17 protein-coding genes are annotated in these 21,993 nt (G+C 61.1%); 7 read left to right on the forward strand and 10 right to left on the reverse strand.

The annotated features are described in order from the left end of the window. Window positions 1–141 precede the first annotated feature (141 nt). From LCH64_RS20760 to LCH64_RS20770, 3 genes are read left to right on the forward strand one after another with little or no spacing between them, the layout of a single operon-like run. Window positions 142–801, forward strand: coding sequence for a paraquat-inducible protein A (locus tag LCH64_RS20760; protein WP_045122636.1), 660 nt, complete (start codon window positions 142–144; stop codon window positions 799–801). Continuing rightward, window positions 788–1,411 carry a paraquat-inducible protein A gene (locus LCH64_RS20765; protein ID WP_226501133.1) on the forward strand — a complete coding sequence of 208 codons (624 nt, stop codon included), beginning with the start codon at window positions 788–790 and terminating at the stop codon, window positions 1,409–1,411. The genes LCH64_RS20760 and LCH64_RS20765 overlap by 14 nt, the downstream gene beginning before the upstream one ends. Continuing rightward, the gene (locus LCH64_RS20770) at window positions 1,404–3,707 is read left to right on the forward strand and encodes an MlaD family protein (RefSeq protein ID WP_003228208.1); all 2,304 of its coding nucleotides are present in this window, start codon (window positions 1,404–1,406) and stop codon (window positions 3,705–3,707) included. Before LCH64_RS20765 ends, LCH64_RS20770 begins: the two co-directional genes overlap by 8 nt. A 182-nt stretch (window positions 3,708–3,889) precedes the next feature. Here the strand turns inward: LCH64_RS20770 and mksF are convergent, their stop codons facing one another. Genes mksF through mksB form a run of 3 tightly spaced genes read right to left on the reverse strand, consistent with a single transcriptional unit; the run spans window position 3,890 to window position 8,710 of the window. Then, on the reverse strand, window positions 3,890–6,730 hold the full coding sequence (mksF, locus tag LCH64_RS20775) for an Mks condensin complex protein MksF (protein ID WP_003228206.1): 2,841 nt from the start codon (window positions 6,728–6,730) through the stop codon (window positions 3,890–3,892). After that, window positions 6,727–7,440, reverse strand: a complete 714-nt coding sequence (gene mksE / locus LCH64_RS20780; RefSeq protein WP_003228204.1) for an Mks condensin complex protein MksE — start codon at window positions 7,438–7,440, stop codon at window positions 6,727–6,729. Before mksE ends, mksF begins: the two co-directional genes overlap by 4 nt. Further along, window positions 7,430–8,710 carry an Mks condensin complex protein MksB gene (gene mksB / locus LCH64_RS20785; RefSeq protein WP_003228202.1) on the reverse strand — a complete coding sequence of 427 codons (1,281 nt, stop codon included), beginning with the start codon at window positions 8,708–8,710 and terminating at the stop codon, window positions 7,430–7,432. The genes mksE and mksB overlap by 11 nt, the downstream gene beginning before the upstream one ends. A 232-nt stretch (window positions 8,711–8,942) precedes the next feature. Here mksB and LCH64_RS20790 point away from each other — a divergent pair, with 232 nt between their 5' ends. Beyond that, window positions 8,943–9,689, forward strand: coding sequence for a hypothetical protein (locus tag LCH64_RS20790; protein WP_003228200.1), 747 nt, complete (start codon window positions 8,943–8,945; stop codon window positions 9,687–9,689). Next, window positions 9,682–10,134 (forward strand): ribosomal protein S18-alanine N-acetyltransferase, encoded by a 453-nt coding sequence (gene rimI / locus LCH64_RS20795; protein WP_003228198.1) that lies wholly within the window; start codon window positions 9,682–9,684, stop codon window positions 10,132–10,134. Before LCH64_RS20790 ends, rimI begins: the two co-directional genes overlap by 8 nt. A 112-nt stretch (window positions 10,135–10,246) precedes the next feature. Here rimI and LCH64_RS20800 read toward each other — a convergent pair whose 3' ends face one another. Continuing rightward, on the reverse strand, window positions 10,247–10,651 hold the full coding sequence (locus tag LCH64_RS20800) for a hypothetical protein (RefSeq protein ID WP_003228197.1): 405 nt from the start codon (window positions 10,649–10,651) through the stop codon (window positions 10,247–10,249). A gap of 140 nt (window positions 10,652–10,791) precedes the next feature. Between LCH64_RS20800 and can the strand changes: the two genes are divergently transcribed. Then, window positions 10,792–11,436 (forward strand): carbonate dehydratase, encoded by a 645-nt coding sequence (can, locus tag LCH64_RS20805; RefSeq protein ID WP_003228196.1) that lies wholly within the window; start codon window positions 10,792–10,794, stop codon window positions 11,434–11,436. A 6-nt stretch (window positions 11,437–11,442) separates the two neighbouring features. Here the strand turns inward: can and LCH64_RS20810 are convergent, their stop codons facing one another. The 6 genes from LCH64_RS20810 to LCH64_RS20835 all read right to left on the reverse strand — a co-directional run bounded on the left by LCH64_RS20810 (window position 11,443) and on the right by LCH64_RS20835 (window position 20,367). Then, complete coding sequence (locus tag LCH64_RS20810; protein ID WP_226501134.1) at window positions 11,443–11,958, reverse strand: lysine methyltransferase; 516 nt, start codon at window positions 11,956–11,958, stop codon at window positions 11,443–11,445. A 177-nt stretch (window positions 11,959–12,135) separates the two neighbouring features. After that, the gene (locus tag LCH64_RS20815; protein WP_226501135.1) at window positions 12,136–13,317 is read right to left on the reverse strand and encodes a hypothetical protein; all 1,182 of its coding nucleotides are present in this window, start codon (window positions 13,315–13,317) and stop codon (window positions 12,136–12,138) included. Between the two features lie 120 nt (window positions 13,318–13,437). Beyond that, a complete protein-coding gene (acpA, locus tag LCH64_RS20820) occupies window positions 13,438–15,132 on the reverse strand; it encodes an acid phosphatase (RefSeq protein ID WP_226501136.1) in 1,695 nt (564 codons plus the stop codon). A 173-nt stretch (window positions 15,133–15,305) separates the two neighbouring features. Further along, a complete protein-coding gene (locus tag LCH64_RS20825; protein ID WP_226501137.1) occupies window positions 15,306–17,039 on the reverse strand; it encodes a J domain-containing protein in 1,734 nt (577 codons plus the stop codon). 12 nt (window positions 17,040–17,051) lie between these two features. After that, window positions 17,052–18,749: a molecular chaperone HscC gene (locus tag LCH64_RS20830; RefSeq protein WP_226501138.1), complete on the reverse strand. Its 1,698-nt coding sequence runs from the start codon at window positions 18,747–18,749 to the stop codon at window positions 17,052–17,054. Between the two features lie 199 nt (window positions 18,750–18,948). Further along, a complete protein-coding gene (locus LCH64_RS20835; RefSeq protein ID WP_027612248.1) occupies window positions 18,949–20,367 on the reverse strand; it encodes a TIGR00366 family protein in 1,419 nt (472 codons plus the stop codon). 312 nt (window positions 20,368–20,679) lie between these two features. Between LCH64_RS20835 and LCH64_RS20840 the strand changes: the two genes are divergently transcribed. Then, window positions 20,680–21,993, forward strand: coding sequence for an MFS transporter (locus LCH64_RS20840; RefSeq protein WP_226501139.1), 1,314 nt, complete (start codon window positions 20,680–20,682; stop codon window positions 21,991–21,993).

Raw genomic sequence — 21,993 nt, forward strand, 5'->3', positions numbered from 1 at the left:
GAAACCCCAATTGCGAAAGCAGTTGGGGTTTTGTTTTGCCCGCAGGAAAGTATTTTTGCTTAGCCAGCGAACAATTTTGCACAGTTATTTTCGAATCAGAACACTAGAATAGCCCCCATCTTTTTCGGAGCCAGAGCCTTTATGTCAGATCCGGTTGACGCCCCAGGGCTGTCAGATTTACCGCTGGAAGACTTGGTGGCCTGTCATGAGTGCGACCTCCTGATGCGCAAGCCCAAGCTTGCTCATGGCGAGAAAGCGCTCTGCCCGCGCTGCGGTTACGAGTTGTATGCCCATCGTCACAATGTTGTGCAACGCAGCCTGGCCCTGGTCATTGCCGCACTGTTGCTCTACGTGCCGGCGAACTTTTTACCGATCATGAAGCTCAATGTACTCGGGCAGTCTTCGCAGGACACGGTCTGGACTGGTGTTGTCGGGTTGTTCAATACCGACATGCGCGGCGTTTCGGTGGTTGTGTTCCTCTGCAGCATGGCGATTCCACTGCTCAAGCTGTTGTGTCAGCTCATGGTATTGCTGTCGATCCGTTTTGATATCGGCCGTAGTTACGGCTTGCTGCTCTACCGCATTTATCACCACCTCAAAGACTGGGGAATGCTCGAGGTCTACCTCATGGGCGTCCTCGTGGCGATCGTCAAACTGGCGGACATGGCGGCCATCACCGTCGGCCTCGGTCTGGCGTGTTTCATCGGTTTGTTGTTGGTTCAGGTCTGGCTGGAAGTGGTGATGTCACCGCACCAGATCTGGCAGGCGTTATCAGGAGAGGATGCCCATGCGGGCGATTGATGCGGGCATTCTGATCTGTACCGAATGCCATGAATTGAACAAACAGGATGCGGACACTGACGAGCAGACCTGCACCCGCTGCGGTGCGCTGGTTCACGCTCGTCGCCCGAACAGTCTGGCCCGCACCTGGGCCCTGCTGATCACGGCTGCGATTATCTATATCCCGGCCAATGTGTTGCCGATCATGACGGTCAGCTCGTTGGGTCAGGGCGATCCGAGCACCATCATGTCCGGCGTGATCCAGTTGGTACAACACGGCATGATCCCGATTGCCGCCGTGGTGTTCATCGCCAGTATTCTGGTGCCGACCTTCAAACTCGTGGGCATCGCGCTGCTGCTGTTTTCGGTGCAGCGACGTCAGCCGTTGTCGGCGCGGCAGCGAATCTGGATGTACCGCTTTATCGAGTTCATCGGTCGCTGGTCGATGCTCGATATCTTTGTGATCGCCATTCTGGTGGCGGTCGTCAATTTCGGCCGGCTTGCCAGTGTCGAAGCCAATCTTGGCGCCATCGCTTTCGCCAGTGTGGTGATTCTGACGATACTTGCCGCAGTAACTTTCGATCCCCGACTGATTTGGGATAACACGGAGTCGGACGACGACCATGACTGATTTGCCTGTAGCGAAAACCCGACCGGCCTCCAACTGGTCTGCCATTTGGGTACTGCCTCTGATTGCCCTGATCATTGGCGGCTGGCTCGGCTGGCGTGCCTACAACGAAACCGGCATCGAGATTCAGGTGCGTTTCGAAAGCGGTGAAGGCATCCAGGCCAACAAGACCGAAGTGGTCTACAAGGGCATGCCGGTGGGTAAGGTGAAGACGCTCAAGCTTGATGACGAGGGCAACTCCAAAGGGGTGATTGCCACCGTCGAGATGAACAAGGACGTCGAGCAATACCTCAAGACCAGCACTCGCTTCTGGTTGGTGAAACCGAGCGTGACGCTGGCCGGTATCACCGGTCTGGAAACCCTGGTTTCGGGTAACTACGTGGCTATCAGCCCCGGCGAAGGCGAGCCCACCCGCAAGTTCAAGGCGCTGGCCGAAGAGCCGCCGCTGTCGGACTCCAAGCCGGGTCTGCACCTGACCATCAAGGCCGATCGCCTCGGTTCGCTGAACCGTGGCAGCCCGGTGTTCTACAAGCAGATCAAAGTCGGTCAGATCAAAAGCTACGTGCTGTCTGAAGACCAGAGTACCGTTGAGCTCAAAGTGTTCATCGAGCCGACCTACGCCAAACTGGTGCGCAAACACACGCGTTTCTGGAATGCCAGCGGCATCAGCATCGACGCCAACCTGTCCGGGGTGAAAGTACGCAGCGAGTCTCTGGCGAGCATCGTCGCCGGCGGCATCGCCTTCGCCACACCAGAGAATCGCAAGGACAGTCCGCCCACCGATCCAAGCCTGCCGTTCCGTCTCTATGAAGACTTCGACGCCGCCGCTGCCGGCATTCGGGTCAAGGTCAAACTCAGTGACTTCGAAGGTCTGCAGGCCGGCCGTACGCCGGTGATGTACAAGGGCATTCAGGTTGGCAACATGAAAGCGTTGAAAATCGATCCGGATCTGAACAGCGCCACGGCCGAGCTGACGCTCGATCCTCTGGCGGAAGACTATCTGGTCGAGGGCACGCAGTTCTGGGTGGTCAAACCGTCGATTTCCCTGGCCGGTATCACCGGGCTCGAAGCGCTGGTCAAAGGTAACTACATCGCCGTGCGTCCGGGCGACAAAGGTGCCGCGCCGAAACGCGAATTCGAGGCACGGCCAAAAGCGCCACCGCTGGATCTGCGTTCACCTGGGCTGCACCTGGTGCTGTTCACCGATGTTCTGGGTTCGATCGAAGTCGGCAGTCCGATTCTGTACAAACAGGTCAAGGTCGGTTCGGTACAGAGCTATCAGTTCTCCAAGACCAAAAAACAAATCGTCATCGGCGTGCATATCGAGAAGGAATACGAAAACCTGGTCAACGCGTCGACACGCTTCTGGAATGTCAGCGGCATCACCCTCACCGGTGGTCTGACGGGCGGGATTCAAGTGAAGAGCGAGTCGTTGCAGACGTTGATGGCCGGCGGCATTGCCTTTGAAACACCGCAAGCCAAGGCGCCGCTGCAAAAGCGTATTCCGCGCTTCCGTCTTTTCGCCAACCACGATGAGGCGAACCAGAAAGGCACATTAGTGACGATCAAGGTTGATCGCGCCGATGGCCTGCGCAGCGGTACCCCGGTTCGATTCAAGGGGCTGGACGTCGGCAAGATCGAAAGCGTTGATCTGGCTGATGACTTGCAATCGGTGCTGCTCACTGCGCGCATCACCGAAGTGCCGGAGCGCATTGCGCGGGTCGGTAGTCAGTTCTGGGTGGTCAAGCCTGAGTTGGGTCTGATGAAGACTTCCAACCTGGAAACCCTGGTCACCGGGCAGTATGTGGAAGTGCAGCCGGCGGCGAAAAATCTTGGACCGCAGAAGAACTTCGTCGCACTGGCCAATCCGCCGGAAGTGAGCAAGCAAGAAGCCGGCTTGAGTCTGGTCTTGAGCGCCGCGCGCCGTGGCTCGCTGAAACCGGGTGTGCCCGTGACCTACCGCGAAATCACCGTGGGCAAGGTCACCGGTTATGAACTGGGGCAGACGGCTGACCGGGTGTTGGTGCACATTTTGATCGAACCGAAATACGCGCCGTTGGTGCGTAGCGGCAGCCGCTTCTGGAACACCAGCGGCGTCGGTTTCGACATCGGCCTGTTCAATGGCCTGACGGTGCGCACGGAGTCGCTGGAGACGGCGATTCAGGGTGGCATCGCCTTCGCTACGCCTGACGGTGAGCGCATGGGCAACCCGGCACGGCCTGAGCAGACGTTCCCGCTGTTCGACAAGTTCGAGGATGAGTGGCTGACCTGGGCGCCGAAGATTTCGCTCGGTAAGTAATTCTGTAGTGTCTGTAGTGGCGCCATCGCGAGCAGGCTCACTCCTACAGGGGAACGCGTTCCAAATGGTCGGAGTGAGCCTGCTCGCGATAGGGCACTAAAAGTCCGCACAAATCCAAAGCCATAAAAAAGGGCCGCGATCCCAACAGATCGCGGCCCTTTTTGGTTTTCAGCTAAAGCCGGTCAAACTTCATCCAGTTCCGGCTCATCGGCTTGCACATTGACGGTGGCTTTCACCACGTCATGGCGGCGGATGTACTTCCAGTCCGCCTCGTCGATGTAGATCCCCGCCGGGCCGCTGCCGCCTTCCAGGTCGATGGCGACACTGGCGCAGACCTGCGGCTTCACACTCGCCAGAATCGGCACGAAGCCCAATTGCAGGCTGGTTTCCAGCAGCGCTGCCTGGTTCTTCTCGTCGATGTCCGCCGCCTCATCGAGGTAGTACGGCAGGCGTACGCGGCCGGCCAGATCGCGATCCATCAAATGCAGCAACAAGTACATGTTGGTCAGCGCCTTGATGGTCATGGTGGTGCCGTTGGACGCCGCGCCGTCGATGTCGGTGTGGATCACTGGCTGGCCGTTGACCTTGGTGATCTCGAACGCCAGTTCGAACAAGTCCTTGAGGCCGAGCTGGTTGTGGTTCGCCGCCACCAGCCGCGCCAGGTATTCCTTGGCCTCTTCGTTCTTGTTGTCCTGTTCGGCGCTCTGGCTCAGGTCGAACACCGACAGGGTTTCGCCTTCTTCGTATTGACCGGCGCTGTGGATGATCTGGTCGATGTGCTTGAGCGCTTCCTTGTTCGGCGCCAGGACGATGCGGAAGCTCTGCAGGTTGGAGACCTGACGCTTGTTGATCTCGCGGTTGAACAGCGCCAGTTGATGCTCGAGGCTGTCGTAGTCGCTGCGGATGTTGCGCAGGGTTCGGGCGATGTCGGTGACCGCCGCACGCCGCGCCTTGCCCAACGTCAGGGCTTCGTCGGTACGGTGCGCGTAAGCGTTGATCAGCAACGACAGACGGCGCTCCATGTCGTCTTCGCTGTCGAACTTGGCCACGCCTTTGAGGCGCACTTGCGCGTACAGCGCTTCGATCTGCCCGTCAGCGCGCAGCAAGCCTTGCCAGCTGTCCTGATAGTCGTTGAGCAGCGGCAGCAGGTTGTCCATCGAATCGTCGACCGGATCCATGAACGGCGTACCGAACGGCAGGTCCGCCGGCAGCAACTGACGACGGCGCAGGGCGTCGTCGAGGGTGCGCTGCTTGGCTTCCATATCCGCGATCTGCCGACCGACCAGTTGCAGCTTGGCCGACAGTTGCTGGACGCGCTCGGTGAACGCATCGCTGGAACGCTTGAGTTCGTCTTGCGCGGCTTCCATCTGCGCCAGTTGCTCGAGCTTGTCGCCTTCTTCGGCGCTCAGGGTCTGGGTGCGACGGAAATCTTCCAGGGCTTTCTGCGCATCCAGCACTTGCTGGTACAGCGCTTCGGTCTGGGTCTTGCTCGCGGCGCGGTCGGCGGCCACGGCTTGCTGGGTCTTGAGTTGCTTGAGCTCTTTTTCCAGACGTTCTTTCTGGTCACGCAGCGCGGCGCGGTCGGCCAGCGCTTGCAGAGCCGGCGGCTCGATATGCGAGATGTCGATCGACAGGCCCGGCACTTCGAAGCGCTCGCCCTTGAAGCCATCGAGGATCAGCTCGACCGATTTGACCCACTCGCCATCCTCGTCGAGAGTGATGCCGTGTTCGCCCAGCGGCAGGCTGAACAGCGCGCTGTTGAACAGACGCATCAGACGCTCGACGTCCTGCTGCGAGAACTCCTCACGCAGGCGGGCGTAGCTGTTGTTATCGGCGTGATCGAGTTGCTGCTTCACCGACTTCAGGCGTTTTTCCAGATCGCGCAGACGTTCTTCCAGATCCTCGGCGCTGAACTGCCGGGACTGTGCCAGCGCACCGGCCAGTTCGTCGTGCGCGTCCTTGGCGGCGAGCAGTTGCTGCTCCAGCACCTTGACGTCATCGACCAGCGCGAAGCGGTTCTTCAGCACCGACAACTCACCGAGCCAGCGCTGGATGCCGGAGATTTCCCGCTCCAGACGCATCAGTTCCTGGGTGCCACCGCGCTGATCGTTTTGCAGATCGTCCTGCTCGCGACGGTAGTGTTCGGCCTGGATCGTCAGCTCTTCCTTGCGCGCCGTGGCGTAGTCCGACCAGGTGCCGAGCAACGAATCGAGCAGCGGCGACAGGCGATGCAGTTTGCCGCGCAGCACATCGCGCTGCTTCACGCCGTTGGCCAAGGCTTCGACCAGCGGCCCGGCGGCGACCAGCGAGTTGTAGTCCTGCTCCATCCGGCGTACATCGCGGAAGGCTTCTTCGCACGCGGCGATGTAGTCGACGCTGCCGGAACGCAGGCTGTGCTCGAAGGCATCGAGGAACAGTTGCTTCAACTTGGCCGCGGTGATTTCGCGCATGTGCAGCAGGTTGATGAACAGCGCGCGGAAGGTCTTCAGGCTCTGCTCGCTGGTGGAGCGCAGCGGGATCAGGGTCAGGTCGAGCGGGATCGACGTGTGCCCGCCGACCAGCAAGCGACGCAATTCGTCCGGCTTGAGTTCGTAGGCTTTCAGGCCTTCCTTCTCAAGGTTGCTGAACAGCTCTTTCTGCCGCAGGCAGGTGTCGTTCTTCTGGTAATGCGCCAGGTCGAGCTTGCCGGCGTAAGCGAAGAACTGGTGACCGAAACCACCACCCGGGCCACGACCGACCACGCCGATCACGTGTGGACCGTGGGGCAGATTGACTTCGACGAGGATGTAACTGGTGTCGGAGGCGAAGTAGAAACGCCGCGATTGTTCTAGGCTGTACTTGCCGAAACTCATGTCCGACATGCGCGCGAGAATCGGGAACTGCAAGGCGTTGATCGACGCCGATTTCCCGAGGTTGTTCGCGCCGTAGACCGACAACGGTTCTTCCAGCGGGAACAGGCCGAGGCTGTAACCGGCGGTGTTCAAAAGGGCAAAGCGGCGGATGCCGTAGCGTTCCTGGCTCATGCGTCGGACTCCTGTTCTTCGGCAATGGCTCTAGCCAGTGCGTCTTCTTCGCTCTCTTCTTCGCTCTCTTCCTCAAATTCGCTGAGATCAAGCGGATCGTCGGTTTCGAGGAATTTGGCTTCGGCGGCTTCGTCGATCAGCACCGGTGCCGGCAGCGGCAGCACGCTGTGCACGCTGGCCGCCAGATCGCGGTCCTGCTGCACCGACAGGCACACATCGAGGAAGCGGTGCATCGGCGGCAGGAAACGGTACACGCCGTTTTCTTCACCGGCGAAACCGAGCTGGGTCATGCGGCGCATGATTTTTTCTTCCAGCTCTTCAACGGTCTGCACTTCGGCCTGGATGAACAGGTCGCGGTATTTCTCCAGCAGCGATGGCAGCTCTTCGCGGCCGAGGCTGCCGCCGTCGAGCACGGCAATCGGGTCGCGGCCCTGATCGGCCAGATGCTCAACGAGGATGAAGGTGAACAGCGCCAGACGCTGGGCCGTCTTGTTCACCGCCGCCGCCGCCATGTCCGGCACGAAGTAGTAGAAACCACGGGTGTCGCAGACCAGCTCGAACCCCAGCGCCTTGAACAGCGTGCGGTATTGATCCTGGAAGTTCGACAGTTGCGCGTACAGTTCCGGGTCGCGGCGGCTGACGTGATAGCCCTTGAACAGCTCGCGGAAGATCGGCGCCAGTTGGGACAGTTCGGATAGATCAAGATGCATTGGGGATGCTCGCAGAATCCTCGGCGGCGGAGTCGCGGGCCGAGAGCAGGGCGAAGGAGCGCAGGCTGACCTGGTGCTCGTGAGTGTGGTATTCGCGGCGTTCCAGACGCTCGCGCTTGAAGCGTTTTTCCCGCGATAGACGCGAGAACCAGTAGAGCAATTCGTCGGTAGCGCCGTCCGGTTCCTGCTCCAGCAGCCAGGTCATCAGATCCGGCATTGGCAGGGACTCTTCGCAACGCTCGACCATCTCGCGCACGGTGCGCGGTGCACGCGGGGCATCGCCGGACTTCTGGGTTTTGTGCGCCTTCGGGAAACGCGCCGGTTTCGGTTCGAAACGCGCCAGAGCGTAGACGTAAGCCTCGACCTGACTGGCGCTGCCGAGGAAGGTGCTTTGCGGCCGGGTGAACAGCGGCATCGCCGCTTGCGGCACGGCATCGATGCCTTTACGGCGAATCGCCGCCAGCGCCAGCGCGGCACCACGGGTCACGGCGTTGTGGCGGCGTGCTTCTTCACGCAGCGGCAGCAGCAGTTCACGGGCGTGACGCAGGGTCAACTGGGCGCTGGTCTGCATTTCGAGGATGCGCGCGTGGGTGCGCAGCAGCATGTCGTCGTCGACCAGATGGCCGAGGCGCTGCTGTTCGCTGAGCATCTTCAACAGCACGGTTTCAACCTTGCGCACACCTTGTTCGAAGGCGCCGTCGGCGTTCACCAGATCGATCATCGGCTCGACGTATTCGTCCCAGGTCGCCAGGACTTCAGCGTAACGCTGACGCAGCGGAATCTGCCGGTCGCTGGTCTTGGCCCGTTCGGCGACGGCCACCAGCGCCTGTTCGTCGTTGTCGAGTTTCTTCAGCACGTCGCGCACGCGCATGTCGAGCAAACGCAGCTGACGGGCGAGATCGTTGCCGTCGCGAACGTCGAACGCGTCCTGAATGTAGCCGGCCAGCCGTTCGAGGTGGCGCAGATAGGCTTCGATTTCCAGGCACAGGCCCAGACGGTGCTCACGGCGCAGGTAGGCGAGGAAGTCGTGGATCTGCGCGTTCAGCTCGAAACGGTTCGGGCTCTTCGCCACGGGCACCAGAATGTCGAGGCGAATCCACACGTCGAGCAGGCTGGTGATGTCCTGCGGCGTGCTGTCCAGTTGTTGGGCGGCCAGTTGCGTGCGCAGTTCGTTGAGGCTCAGGGTGCCTTGGTCGAAGTGCTCGCACAGTGGCTCCAGAAGTGCCCAGTGTTCAGCGAGGGCGCGCAAGACGCGCTTGGGTTCGATCATCGGAATGGCCGGCTGGTTGGCGATTAAAAGCCGCGATTGTACTGCATCAGGAGGGATGCGATTCACTCTCGGGACGGGCTGTCGCTTTTTCCCGGATTAAAGACGGGATCAAGACTATCGATCAACAACGGGCGATCTTGAGCGAAGGGCGGTAGAATCAGCACACTTTCAGTTATCCACAAGTGGCCGACCTTTGCTTATCGAGTCCCGCCGCCGCGCCTATTTGAACGCCATGCAGGTGGTCAACTGGCTGCCGCGCACCGAATTGCCTTTCGCCGCCCCATCGCGGCCCGAGCTGCTGGACATGCCCGAGCCTGAGCCAGAGGTGGCGGCGGTGCCGGTTGTTCAGGCCGAAGCCCCGGTGCAGAGTGCACCGCGCCCGGTCGAACGGCCGAAAATCGAAGTGCCGCGCCCGTCGCTCGCCAGTACCCGTACCGGTGCCAAACCGGTGGCAGAGGTCGAAGAGGCGCCAGTGGTGGTCAAACCCGCCCCCGTGCCGCCACCGCGGTTTGCCCTGCAACTGCTGCGCGCCGGGGCTTGCCTGCTGCTGGTCGAGTTACCCACAGGCGAGGCCTTCCAGAGCCGCGATCCGGCTTATCTGTTGCTCAAGGACATGTTGCGCGCCGCCGGTCTGCCGGATGCGCCGCAGATCGTCGGCGAGCCGGTGCGCTGGCCGTGGCTGAACCGCGGCACCCTGGATCAGGGCCCGGAAGCGGCACGCGACTTCGTTCAGGGTTTTCTCTCGGTACAAATGGAAGCGGCGCCTTGCGCCTGCCTGTGGCTGATCGGCCTGCCGGCGGTGCGTTTTGCCGGTGAAGCGGACGCCGAAGCGTTCAATAGTGAATTGCAGATCGAAGGCCTGGGCCTGGCCTGGGCCATCCCCGGTCTGGAATTGTTAATGGAAGAGCCACAGCGCAAAGCTGCTGTGTGGCAAGCCATGCGTCGGCTGATGGCGCGCTGGAAACCATCGAATGAGTGAAGCTGTATCGTTCCGCCCGATGACCGAGGCGGACCTGGACGCGGTATTGAAGATCGAATACGCGGCGTACAGCCATCCCTGGACCCGCGGGATTTTTCTCGACGGGCTGGGCAAATACCAGATCTGGCTGATGTTCGAAGGTCAGCAACAGGTCGGCCACGGGGTGGTGCAGATCATTCTCGACGAGGCGCACCTGCTGAACATCACGGTCAAACCGGAGAATCAGGGGCGTGGACTGGGGCTGGCGCTGCTTGAACATCTGATGTCGCGGGCATACGCGGCCTCGGCGCGGGAGTGTTTCCTGGAAGTGCGCGACAGCAATACTGCAGCGTTCAGGTTGTACGAGCGCTATGGCTTCAACGAGATCGGCCGGCGGCGGGATTACTATCCGGCGGTGGGCGGGCGTGAAGATGCCGTAGTGATGGCCTGCACCCTGGTCGACTGAACTTATTTGAAAGCTTCGCGAGCAAGCCCGCTCCCACATTGGTTTTGAGTCGTGTCTCAATTCCCTGTGGGAGCGGGCTTGCTCGCGAAGGCATCCTTACAGGCAATACAGATCAGCGATTGCCATCCAGCGGATCACGCCGCGCCAGCTCCGCCTCATCCAGGCCGTTACCCCCGCCAATGTCGTCCTCGTCGACAATGCTCAGATCCCAATCCGCCTGATTGCCTTCGCCAGCCTCCTCGGCATCGCGTGCACCGTCCTCATGAATCAGGGTTTCCGGGCTCAGGTCATCGTCGGTCGGTTCATGGTCAGCGGTTGATGCGCCGGTAAAACCCGCCTCGCGCACCCGTTCGTCGGGCATCAGTTGCTCGCGCTCGCGCTCGGGAATCTCGTCGCCGATTTTTGCGCTGGGTTCGTCTTCATCGAAATCCAGCTCATGCACCGAGCCCATGCGGTCTTCGTTATCATCGATGGGTTCCGGTTGCACCGCATCGAACGGACGTCGTGAATCAGTCATGGCAAATCCTCATACTGTGGGCCTTACTGAGGTGGACACACCGGGCACACGAGAATTCCAACGAAAACACTTGCGATCCTTGCGTGACCCCGACGGGCGGTCGTTTGTCATACCTGCGCATCTTTCTTGAGGCCTTAACCATGCACGACTTACAAGACCTGATTGATAACAACGAGCGCTGGGCTGACGCGATCACCAAGGAAGACCCGGATTTCTTCGCCAAGCTGGCGCGCCAGCAGACCCCGGAATATCTGTGGATCGGCTGCTCCGACGCACGGGTGCCGGCCAACGAGATCGTCGGCATGCTGCCGGGCGATCTGTTCGTCCACCGTAACGTCGCCAACGTGGTGCTGCACACCGACCTCAATTGCCTGTCGGTGATTCAGTACGCGGTCGACGTGCTCAAGGTCAAACATATCCTCGTTACCGGCCACTATGGCTGCGGCGGTGTGCGCGCGTCGATGCAGGATCGCCAGTTCGGCCTGATCGATGGCTGGCTGCGCTCGATCCGTGACCTGTATTACGAAAAACGTGAAGAACTGGCCAAGCTGCCGACCGAGGAAGAGCAGGTCGACCGCCTCTGCGAGCTCAACGTCGTCCAGCAAGTGGCCAACGTCGCCCACACCAGCATCATCCAGAACGCCTGGCATCGCGGCCAGAGCCTGTCGATTCACGGCTGCATCTACGGCATCAAGGACGGTCGCTGGAAAAGCCTGAACACCACCATCAGCGGTTTCGAGCAACTGCCGCCGCAATATCGTCTGCGTCCGGTCGGCGCGTTGTAATCCCGATCAGTGCGCACCTCGCCAGCACTGCAAAAAGTGCTGGCCCTTGATCGTGGGTGGTTCATCGTAACCGGTGATCCATCCACGACAGCGCGGCGAGCCGCAGTCGCAGGCAAACTGCTGCAGCAAGCGGTCTTCGGTGGAGGCGAAGTCGATGCTCAGGCGTTCACCCGGCTGAATGTCGCGCAGCGCCCACAGCCACAGTTCACTCATGTCCAGAAACACATTCGGATCGCAGGCATGTTCGAGCAACCCGCAAAAGCGCGGGTCGTAGATATGGATGCCGCTTAGCAACTGACGGGTCTGGCGACAGCGATAGGGTAGCAGTTGCCCGGAAATCCGGCACATTCGGGTAATGCGCAAGAACGCCCGGCGCGCCATCACCGCCGCGCGGCCATGTGCGTCCTGAACGATTTCGAAATCGGCAGTCGACGGGAATCCCAGACGTACCGGCAACCCGGCAAACGGGTAGATACCGGGTGCGTCGCGGGGGATGTGGTGCTGCTGTGCCTGGTTGTTCATAACAATCCCTGTCGGCAAATGCTGCGACTTCCCTGGTCTGACGTCCTGTCAGCGCTGCAACATGTTTGGATCCGATGTTCCGCTTTATCACTCCAACCGTCTACTGTCAGATCTGACAGGCGTGATTGGCTGCTTCCCGCGTCAGCGTTGACTGACACAGGAAGCAATTTCCGCGAATCAAAGATGCGGCGCGGGTACGGCGGTATCCGGCAATTCGCCCTGAAGCTGTTGCAACTGGGCCTTGATCGGCGTGGTCGAGCATTTGGCGGCAGCCTGAGCCGGGGTCAGGTTGCGGATCGAGGTGTAGAACAGCTCGCAGGTCTTGACCTTTTGCGTCACTTGCCAGGTCTGCGTACAGCTGTTGAGCAGGGTTTTCGCATCGGTGCCGGGTTTGCTGCCCATTCCGGCTTGCCAGCAAGCAGCGCTCAAGTCCTGACCCATGACCTTCAAACCGGCGGCATCGGCTTTCGCTTCATCGCCGCCGTAGCTGGCCGGGTCGGCGGCGTACCAGATGTAGCTCGGATGGTTCGAACCCAGCACCGGCACGTTCACCCCTGCGCTCGGGCTGATGGTCGCCAGACCCAATACGGCTACGGTCGGGCCGTATTGCTGCTTGATCCAGTTACGCACCGGTGCACCGAAGGCGACCATCGGCAGGGTGGTGCCGGCGCTGGTCTGGCTGAACTGCTTGACCAGCGTGGTCTGGTAGTCCTTGAAGTAGTCGTAGACGCCTTCCAGATCACTGCCGGCGTTGGATGGCGCGGCGATTGGCGCAATGTCGATGATGGTCTGATAGGCCGGCGTCTGGTCGGTCGGGATGCCGTTGACGGTCAGCAGGGTGGCCCAGCGATCGGTGGTGTTCGAGCGCAGATAATCCTGGGCCTGGGTCAGCGAGTAATCCGGCGGGAAGTGCAGCAGTTCGACGCTCTTGCGGTTTTCCAGGGCCATGCCCAGCGGCAGGAACAGATACCAGCTGTACGCCCATTTGCCATCGGCATTGAGTTTGCTGGCGCCGGTATAGGCCAGGTCACCGGCATCCAGCAGCGCCGACAGCGGTTTGTCGTAGCCTTCGGGTACGCCGCTGATCTCGGCGTAAACCTGCCCGTTATCGTTCTTCACCAGGACTTTGGCGTTTGTGTAGCCATCGCGCTGCACGCTCTGGCTCAGGTAATGGGCGACGGTCTGCTCCAGCGACCAGTTGCGATAGCAGATCACACTGCAGTTGTTGGGGTAGGCGAAGAGGCGAGTGACGCGCTCGGTGCTGCCCAGCTTCAGGTCGACATCGGCGTGGGCAGCCGCGCTCAGGGTGAGCGCGGCGAGGGTAAGAATTGCGGGGGTAAATCCTGCGAGTTTGAACATGCTCAGATCCTTTTCAGCGTGGGTTCCCCGGGGTTTCGGGGCGCTTCATAGTGGATCAGCCGTGTTGCACAGAGAAGCCGTCATTCACGGATTTTTGCGTCAGCCCGCAGAACTCATTTTTCAGACCTGAAAATGCAGGGCGTTGGTCAGATCGCCCATGGGTTTCTGGCCGCGAGCGATCATCGCTTCATCGCGCTGCTTGAGGCCGTCGAGGGTTTCCAGTTGGAACACTCGGGTGATCAGGCGCAGGATTGACGCCGTGTCGTAGACCGTGTGATCCACCGTGCCTTTGCGGGCGAATGGCGACACCACCAGCGCCGGCACCCGCGACCCCGGGCCCCAGCGATCACCCTTGGGTGGTGCCACGTGGTCCCACCAGCCGCCGTTTTCATCGACGGTGACGATCACCACCATGTTTTTCCACTGCGGGCTTTCGCGCAGCACCTTCAGGGCGCGCACGATGTGCCGGTCACCGGAGGCGACGTCGGCATAACCGGCGTGCATGTTCAGGTTGCCCTGGGGCTTGTAGAACGTCACCGCCGGCAACTTGCCGGCCTCGGCATCGGCGAAGAACTTGTTGGTGCTTGATTCATCGCCCAGACCGGCATCGCGCAGGCGTTTGTTGCGCTCGTCCGGGTTTTCCGGGCCTTGCTGCTTGAAGTAGTTGAACGGCTGGTGGTGATACTGGAAGTTGGGGATTTTCGGAATGCCGCCCGAATCCTTGTACTGCTCCAGCGTCGCCTGCCAGGCGCCAGCGTACCAGGCCCAGTCGACGTTCCTCTTCGACAGCTTGTCGCCAATGTGCTCGTGGGTCTGCGGCACCATGACGTTCGGCAGATCGGCCTTGGAATATTCCGGACGTTCCGGATCGCGAATCCACGTCGGCCAGTACGGCGGAGCGAGGGTGTTGACGCCGAAGCCGTCCGGGGTCAGCGCACTCGGGCCGAACTGCGGCGGGCCGGTCATGGCGCTGGCGGGTGACTGTTCCAGTGGCTTGAGGCGCGGGTCAGTCGGATCATCGCTTTGCAGGGCGGCAATCTGTGACTTGGCCACCGAATTGGCTACGTCCGGATAGAACGGCGGGGTGGCGCTGATCAGGTACTGATGGTTGAGGAACGAGCCGCCGAAGGCACCCTGGAAGAAGTTGTCGCACAGCACGAATTCCTGCGCCACATCCCACAGGCGCAGCGAGTAGCGGCTCTGGGCGTAGTGCCCCATGGTCAAACCACCGGAGTCGGCCCAGGCGACAAAACCATCGTTCTTGCCGCCATTGATCTGCATCTGGTTCTGATAGAACACGTGCCACAAATCGCGGGTCACCAGACCGAACGGCAAGTCTTCGGCATTCGGGCCCTTGAGGGCGAAAGGCGCGTTGGGCAGGTTTTCCTGAAACTGCGTGGCGCTGGGGTAGGTCACGCCATCAAGCGTTTGCGGGCCGATCTGCAGCACGCCACCCCAGACTGGCGGCAGCGTCTGCAGCAGGCTGCCGTCGCGGTCACGTTGCTGGTAATCGGCAGGCTTGAGCGCCGACAGCGGTTTCTCGACACCGGGGAAATCACCGAACAGGTTGTTGAAGCTGCGGTTCTCGGCGTAGATCACCACCACGGTTTTCACCTGATCGCGCAGGGCCTTGTCCAGCTCGGTCGGGGTCAGCGGGCGCTCGACTGGTTTGCCCGGTTGATCGCTGGCGTTGCCGCAGCCGGCCAGGGTCGCGCCCACGCCGAGGACGGCGACACCGCCGAGAAAGCGGCGGCGACTGGTGTCGGTGGGGTTGTCGGATTCAGGTGCGTCAGTGCCGTCTGTCTCGTCTTTCATCTGTCAGCCCGTTCTGCTTAATTGTTTCAGTTTGTTTCGGGCGGACGCTAGCAAGGCACTGTGACAGTTGGGTGACACTTTCAGGTGCAGCAAAACAAATGTGGGAGCGACCAGGTCAGCTCCCACAACGATTCACTCGATTACAACAGGCGCAACGCAAGCTCGCTGCTGTTCTAGCCGGGCATCAGCGAGTGCAAGGAATAGCCGAGCCTGCTGGCCGCCGTTATCGCGGTCATCACCACCAGAAACAGCAGTTGCAGCGGACTGAAGTGCGCCCAGTGCAGCGCGGTCAGCCAAGGGTGGTTATTGCTCAACTGCGGGTCGAGCGAGCCGATTCGTCGTTTGTGCACCAGTCCGATCAGGATCACGCCCACGTAAGTGAGCGCGCCCAGTGGCCCGAGCAGCAGCGAAAACAGCAGCACCATGACCACCTGCGGTAGCCCGTGGCGTATTACCAGCCAGCGGGTGTCAGGGTTCCATCGGCGCGGAATCAGCCCTTCGGTGAGCCAAAGATCCGCAACGATCACGTGAGACGTCAGCACCACCCACCAACTCAGCGCAAAACGAAAAAACCACACCGGCACACACGCTAACCCCAGCGGAATGAAGGCCAGGGTTGCCGCATCTTTTTGTGGCGAAGCCAGATAGAACAGGAACAGCGCCAAGACAATGGCCGTCCATACCCGCACCCAGGTTTCGTCGGCGATGGGCCGTGGCAAAAACCGCCGCCAGTAAAAAACGTCGGCGTAGGGCAATCGCGCGAGCAGCTCCGGGAAGCGCCATTTGAGCTTTTCCGACAGATCGTGGCAGGCCTGCCATTCATTCTGACCAAAGCCGTCGATGATCTTCTTCTGCTGCATCGGTTTGAGCGGGTTGATCAACAGATGCGCTGCCTGCACATCGGCCGCCCACGTACGATCGCTTTCAGCCTTGGCCCGCAGGTTGTCGTAGAAACTTTCCTGATTGCAGCGTTCGATCAACCTTTCCCAGAGCCAGTCCGGTTGCGGGTGCAGACCTTTGGTGTGATCCCAGCCGAACAATTGGCCGATACGGTCGAACAGCGGCACGCTCCACTCATGCTCGTTGAGCAGATGCAGCAGATTTTGTTGCCATTGCTCGCGGCGATCGAATACCTGCAGCCACGGCTGGCCGCTGTAGTGTTTGAGCAAGTTGAGGAATTCGCGCTCGCTCTGGCTTTCGAGCAGCGCCTGCAAGGCGTTTCGATAGTCGGACATCAGGCTCTCGGCGAGCATGTCGCGCTGGCGATCATTCATCAGCACTTCTTGCCAGGGGCCCAACCATCCCAACTGCTCGACGGCCCAGTGCAGTACCGGGCCGCGCAGTTGTGGATGCTCAAAACATAATTGCAGCAACAGCCTTTCGAATGCCTTGGCGCAGCCTTGTTGTTGCGCCTGCTCCCAGCGCTCGCCGAGGTTGTCGGGCGACAGATCTTCAAGCAGTTGCCATGCGGCGTGCGCTTCAAGACTCTGCGCGTCGGCGCCCGCGTCCGCCGCCAGCGGCTCGACACGCAGGGCGTCGTCCTTCGATGGCGGCACAAACGGCTCCGGGGCTGCCGGACTGACGGGCGAAACCTCCAGAGAGGCGAAATCCCACGCCTGGTTTTGCGCCTGGCTGGAGCTGTTGGCCAGGGCATTATCGAGCGCCAGCGCAGCAAAGGCGCTGGACGCCGTGGCGACAGCGACGTCGGCGTCCTGCTCGTCTTCCTGTTCGGCGTTTTCCAGGCGCCATTGGGCAATCGCCAGCGCGCGTTCGTAGGCTTCGCGCAAGCGCTGGAAGCCTTCGGGATCTTCATCGGGCCTGAAGGTTTTCAGCAGGCGTGCATAGCTGCGCTTGATATCGCGGACGTCAGCGTCATCGGGCAGGTGCAGGACGGACCAGCAATCCATGTCAGCGCTCCCTTATTGCCACGGTGTGCGATCAAGTTCGCTCAGGTGCCTGCTCAGCTCGGTGCGCACTTCACGAATCTGGCGCTCGTCCTGCGAGTCGAGCGCGATCTGGAATTGCTTGGCCCAATGGCCAATCTGATCGCGCAGGTCGCCCAGGCTTTCCTGGTAGAGCCGTTCGAGACGGGCACTGAGCAGCGTGTTGACCTGTTGCTCGCGCGGATGAATCTTGAGCTGAGCGAGGTTCTGCAAGCGTTGCTGAATCTCTTCAGGCGTGAGCACGCCGGGGTTGTTTTCGATGACCAGCGAATGTTGTTGCCCGGTCAGCGGAATATTCACCTGGGCCTCCAGCAGGCCGTTGTTGTCATAGGTGAAACGGACATCGAGGGACACTTCGCCGGCCTTGCGTTTCGGCACCTTGATCGCCAGTTCGCCAAGCGCGACGTTGTCTTTTACCAGACGGCTTTCGCCCTGGAAGATCCGCACGACCACCTGCTCCTGATTGTCCTGCAAGGTGTACACGGTCTTGACCCGGCTGACCGGGACGATGCTGTTGCGCTCGATGATGGGCAGGTAGTGACCGGCCTCATAATTGCGGCCAATCTGAGTCGAAGTTTCGATGCCCAGCGTGTAGGAGCAGACGTCGGTCAGTACCACTTCTTCAAGTGCGGCCGAGCGGGCCTTGAGTGCTGCCTGAATGGCTGCGCCTTGCGCCACCACCTGATCCGGATCGAGGGTGATCGACGGAAAGCGGCCGAACAACCCGGCGGCAAGTTTGCGCACCAGCGGCATCCGGGTAGTACCGCCGACCAGCAGAATCTCATCGAGGTCGCTGACCCGGATGCGTGCGTCGCGCAGAGCCCGTTCGATCGGCGCGCGCAGGCGCTCGAGCAGTGGCATGTAAAGCGTCGCCAATTCTTGCTGGGTGATGGTGTGGCTCCAGTGGCGGTCACCCAGTTGCAGCCGGAACTCGGCGCTGCTGTCCTGACCCAGGGCCTTGCGCACGCGCTCAGCCTCGCGGCGCAGGGGCTGGATGACGCTGTTGCGATCAGGAAAGTCGGCGACCGAGCGGTGCTGGTCGATAAAGTGTTCCAGCAGCACGCTGTCGAAGTCTTCACCACCGAGGAAGTTGTCGCCGGCGCTGGCGCGGACCTCCATGACCCCTTCGAACAACTCCAGAATCGACACGTCGAACGTGCCGCCCCCGAGGTCGAACACCAGGAACGAGGTTTCCTTGTCGCGTTGGTGCAGCCCATAAGCGAGGGCGGCGGCAGTCGGTTCGTTGATCAGCTTCTCGACTTTCAGCCCGGCCAACTCGCCGGCGATCCGCGTGGCTTTGCGCTGGGCGTCGCTGAAGTAGGCCGGGACGCTGATCACCGCTTCAGTTACGGTTTCGCCATAAGCCCGTTCGACGTCTTCTTTCAGACTTTTGAGCACCAGCGCGGACAGCTCTTCCGGACGAAACGCCTTGTCGGCCAGATAGACTTCCGTGGCGCTGCCCATGTGACGCTTGAACAGCGACGCAGTCAGGCGCGGATGGGTGTGCAGACGCTCGCGCGCAGCCTGGCCGACCAGAATCCGGCCCTGATCATCCAGCCCCACCACGCTCGGTGTCAGGAACTGACCGAGGGCATTGGGCACCAATTCGGAGGATTCGCCACGCCAGACGGCGACGAGGCTGTTGGTGGTTCCCAGGTCAATCCCTACGATCATTGCAACAACTCCCTTGGCGCTTGGCAAAAAAATGAAACATATTTTCGGCGCGCAAGGATATTACCGAGGCGGTAATGCGGTAAAGGACGATGATGGCGCTGAGCCATTATTTGCGACAGAAAGCCATGTCGGCCTCAACACAGCGCTGTCAGGAAGGGAAAGGCGGGGCGTCGGCCGATTGACCGCGCCCCGCACTGACTCAAGGAATGACCGGCGGTGTATACGCCAATGTCGTTCCCAGCACCCACAGCAAGAACAGCACCAGCGGCGTGTGCACCAGCAATTGCACGAACGAGAAGCCGATCAGGTCGCGCGCCTTCAGGCCAAGCACGCCCAGCAGCGGCAACATGTAGAACGGGTTGATCAGGTTCGGCAGGGCTTCGGCGGCGTTATAGATCTGTACCGCCCAGCCGAGGTGGTATTGCAGATCGTTGGCGACTTGCATCACGTACGGCGCTTCGATGATCCACTTGCCGCCGCCGGACGGGATGAAGAAGCCGAGAATCGCCGAGTACACGCCCATCAGCAACGCGTAGGTGTCGTGGGAGGCGATGCTGACGAAGAAGGTCGAGATGTGATGCGCCAGGGTCTGTGCGTCGGCACCTTTGACCGTGGTCAGCAGCGCAGCGATCGAGCCGTACAGCGGGAACTGGATCAGCACGCCAGTGGTGGTCGGCACCGCCCGGGCCACCGCATCGAGGAAGCTGCGTGGCCGCCAGTGCAGCAGGGCGCCGAGCATGATGAACAGGAAGTTATAGGTGTTGAGCCCGGAAATCGCGGTGATCGCCGGTTTGGTCGAAAACTCGTGGAACAGCCAGCCGGCGGCCAGCAGCACCAGCAAGATAATCAGCAGCGGACTGTGCTCCAGCCATTCGCCGGGCCGGGTGCGCGGTTGCAGTGGTGGCAGGTTGAACGCCGGGTCGATGCCACAATCCTTGGCATCGCGCGCAGAGTTCGGGCCGGGTGCGGTGGCGTAGGCGACGATGATCGAAATCACGATCAGCGCCAGCAGCATGGCGCCGGACTGCCAGAGGAAGATGGTTTGGGTGAACGGAATCACCCCGGTGATCGACAGGATCGCCGGCGGCAGGCTGGCCGGGTTGGCCTGCAACTGCGCCGCCGATGATGACAGGCCCAGCGCCCAGACCGCGCCCAGGCCCAGATACGCCGCCGCACCGGCCGCGCGGTAATCCATTTTCAGATCGGTGCGGCGGGCGAGGGCGCGCACCAGCAAACCGCCGAACACCAGCGACAGGCCCCAGTTCAACAGCGAGGCGACCATCGAGATCAGCGCGACCCAGGCCACGGCAGAACGGCCGTTTTTCGGGATGCGCGCCAGTTTGTCGATCAGCTTGACCGCCGGCGGCGAACTGGCGACGACGTAGCCGCCAATCACCACGAAAGCCATTTGCATGGTGAACGGGATCAGGCTCCAGAATCCGTCGCCGAAGGCCATCGCGGCATCGGTGGGTTTGGCGCCCATGGCCAAAGTGGCCAGCGCGACAATGATCACCGCCAGGGCAGCGAACACCCAGGAATCGGGGAACCAGCGTTCGGCAAAGCTTGAACAGCGCAAGGCAAAGCGCGCGGAGCGGCTATCTTCGATATCAACGGCCACAGGGAGTACCTCGATTTTTATGGTTATTTTCAGGTCTGCAGCACGCTGAGTGCTTTGGGTGGGAGCGGGCTTGCTCGCGAATGCGGTGTGTCAGTCGACGCTGATTTGGCTGACACACCGCATTCGCGAGCAAGCCCGCTCCCACAGGTTTTCACTGGACTGTGGCTGCAGACAAGCCTCAACAGTAAATCAACCGCCGCCATTTTGTGAGCAGGTTTTGCCCATCCGGGACTATGGTCTAACGGGTTGTCCCCAAGTGGATTTGCGTAGACCATGAGCGCCTTGGTTTTTTGCCTGCCAGAGTTCTTTGCCATGACTGCCCAATCCACAGCGCGACCGGCGCCGTTCAGCCGTTCCGACTACAAGACCCTCGGCCTTGCGGCCCTCGGCGGGGCGCTGGAGATCTACGATTTCATCATTTTCGTGTTCTTCGCCCTGACCCTCAGCCAATTGTTCTTCCCACCGGAAATGCCCGAGTGGCTGCGTCTGCTGCAAAGCTTCGGGATCTTCGTCACCGGTTATCTGGCGCGCCCGCTGGGCGGAATTCTGATGGCGCATTTCGCCGATCGCCTGGGCCGAAAAAAGGTTTTCAGCCTGAGCATCCTGATGATGGCGCTGCCGTGCCTGCTGATCGGGATCATGCCGACTTATGCCCAGATCGGCTATTTCGCGCCGCTGCTGTTGCTGGCGCTGCGCATCCTGCAAGGCGCGGCGGTCGGCGGCGAAGTCCCGAGCGCCTGGGTGTTCGTCGCCGAGCACGCGCCTGCCGGGCATCGCGGTTACGCGCTGGGCTTTTTGCAGGCGGGGCTGACCTTCGGTTACTTGATTGGCGCGCTGACCGCGACGTTCCTCGCGCAGGTGTTTACCCCGGCAGAAATCCTCGATTACGCCTGGCGTTATCCGTTCCTGCTCGGCGGTGTGTTCGGCGTGATCGGCGTGTACTTGCGCCGCTGGTTGAGCGAAACCCCGGTGTTCATGGCCATGGAAGCCCAGCGTGAAGCGCGGGTCGAACTGCCGCTGCGCACGGTGCTGCGCGAGCATCGTCTGGCAATGTTGCCAGCGATGCTGCTGACCTGCGTGCTGACGTCGGCGGTGGTGGTGTTCGTGGTTATCACCCCGACCATGATGCAGAAAACCTTCGGCATGAGCGCCAGCCACACCTTTGCCCTGAGCGCGTTGGGCATTGTCTTCCTCAACGTCGGCTGTGTGATTGCCGGGCTGCTGGTCGATCGCATCGGTGCCTGGCGCACGGTCATGCTTTATAGCCTGCTGCTGCCATTGGGCGTTGGCGTGCTTTACAGCTGTTTGATCACGGGCGGCAACTGGGTGGGCCTGGCATACGCCATCGCCGGTCTGGCCTGCGGTGTGGTCGGCGCGGTGCCGTCGGTGATGGTCGGATTGTTTCCGGCGCGGATTCGCGTGTCGGGCATCTCCTTCACCTACAACATTGCCTACGCCGCGTGGGCGAGCATCACCCCGCTGTTGCTGATCGGTCTGATGCCGTGGAGCCCATGGATCTGCGTGATGTTCTGTGCGGTGATGGGTGCTGTCGGCATTGTCAGTGCAGCGTATTTCGGTTCGCGCATGAGCGCTGTCGGACGCCAATCCGTGGCGCCCTGTTCCTGA

The sequence above is a fragment of the Pseudomonas sp. MWU16-30322 genome (assembly GCF_020515535.1).
GTDB lineage: Bacteria > Pseudomonadota > Gammaproteobacteria > Pseudomonadales > Pseudomonadaceae > Aquipseudomonas > Aquipseudomonas fluorescens_H.

Excerpts from the sequence above, each read along its gene's own strand:
- mksF (WP_003228206.1), bottom strand. The coding sequence starts at position 6,730 with ATGAGCCAGGAACGCTACGGCATCCGCCGCTTTGCCCTTTTGAACACC.
- LCH64_RS20760 (WP_045122636.1), top strand. The coding sequence starts at position 142 with ATGTCAGATCCGGTTGACGCCCCAGGGCTGTCAGATTTACCGCTGGAA.
- LCH64_RS20840 (WP_226501139.1), top strand. The coding sequence starts at position 20,680 with ATGACTGCCCAATCCACAGCGCGACCGGCGCCGTTCAGCCGTTCCGAC.
- LCH64_RS20765 (WP_226501133.1), top strand. The coding sequence starts at position 788 with ATGCGGGCGATTGATGCGGGCATTCTGATCTGTACCGAATGCCATGAA.
- LCH64_RS20790 (WP_003228200.1), top strand. The coding sequence starts at position 8,943 with ATGCAGGTGGTCAACTGGCTGCCGCGCACCGAATTGCCTTTCGCCGCC.
- mksB (WP_003228202.1), bottom strand. The coding sequence starts at position 8,710 with ATGATCGAACCCAAGCGCGTCTTGCGCGCCCTCGCTGAACACTGGGCA.
- LCH64_RS20810 (WP_226501134.1), bottom strand. The coding sequence starts at position 11,958 with ATGAACAACCAGGCACAGCAGCACCACATCCCCCGCGACGCACCCGGT.
- LCH64_RS20770 (WP_003228208.1), top strand. The coding sequence starts at position 1,404 with ATGACTGATTTGCCTGTAGCGAAAACCCGACCGGCCTCCAACTGGTCT.
- LCH64_RS20800 (WP_003228197.1), bottom strand. The coding sequence starts at position 10,651 with ATGACTGATTCACGACGTCCGTTCGATGCGGTGCAACCGGAACCCATC.
- rimI (WP_003228198.1), top strand. The coding sequence starts at position 9,682 with ATGAGTGAAGCTGTATCGTTCCGCCCGATGACCGAGGCGGACCTGGAC.
- mksE (WP_003228204.1), bottom strand. The coding sequence starts at position 7,440 with ATGCATCTTGATCTATCCGAACTGTCCCAACTGGCGCCGATCTTCCGC.
- acpA (WP_226501136.1), bottom strand. The coding sequence starts at position 15,132 with ATGAAAGACGAGACAGACGGCACTGACGCACCTGAATCCGACAACCCC.
- LCH64_RS20825 (WP_226501137.1), bottom strand. The coding sequence starts at position 17,039 with ATGGATTGCTGGTCCGTCCTGCACCTGCCCGATGACGCTGACGTCCGC.
- can (WP_003228196.1), top strand. The coding sequence starts at position 10,792 with ATGCACGACTTACAAGACCTGATTGATAACAACGAGCGCTGGGCTGAC.
- LCH64_RS20815 (WP_226501135.1), bottom strand. The coding sequence starts at position 13,317 with ATGTTCAAACTCGCAGGATTTACCCCCGCAATTCTTACCCTCGCCGCG.
- LCH64_RS20830 (WP_226501138.1), bottom strand. The coding sequence starts at position 18,749 with ATGATCGTAGGGATTGACCTGGGAACCACCAACAGCCTCGTCGCCGTC.